1 protein-coding gene is annotated in these 499 nt (G+C 64.7%); it reads right to left on the bottom strand.

The window, feature by feature from the left end:
• Window positions 1-499: GNAT family N-acetyltransferase (locus EN893_RS37405; protein WP_164901567.1), on the bottom strand; the 499-nt coding region annotated here is incomplete at both ends.

Here is a 499-nt window from a genome sequence, read left to right as displayed (position 1 = left end):
CTGTGGTGGTGCTCCTGCGAGACCAACCTGAAGCCGGCGCGTTCGTAAATTGCGCGCGCCGCGACGAGGATGTCGTTGGTCCACAGCACCAGCTTGGCGTAGCCGCAAGCCCGGGCCTGGTTCACGCATTCCGCGACCAGTCGTTTGCCGATGCCGAGGCCGCGCGCCGACGACTCGACATGCAGCATTCTCAGCTTGGCCACTTCGTCGTCCTGATGAACCAGGAACACCGCGCCGACCGGCTCACCACCGCGCTCTGCGATCCAGCAGAAATCGCGGCCGGGCACGAAATTGCGAATGAAATCGGCGCCGATCTCGGCGAGCATGGCCTCGAACTCGATCGTCCAGCCATATTCCTCGGCATAAAGTTGGGCCTGGCGCTGCACGACCCAGCCGACATCGCCGACGCGATGCGGCCGCAACGTCACCTCGCTGCTGTCACGGGTGCGATCGCCCAGCAATTCCCCCGCCTTGCGCAAGGCGCTGCGCAGTTCATGCA

This window comes from Mesorhizobium sp. M7A.F.Ca.CA.004.04.2.1 (genome assembly GCF_004022825.1).
GTDB lineage: Bacteria > Pseudomonadota > Alphaproteobacteria > Rhizobiales > Rhizobiaceae > Mesorhizobium.
This window is presented reverse-complemented; position numbering and strand designations above follow the sequence as displayed.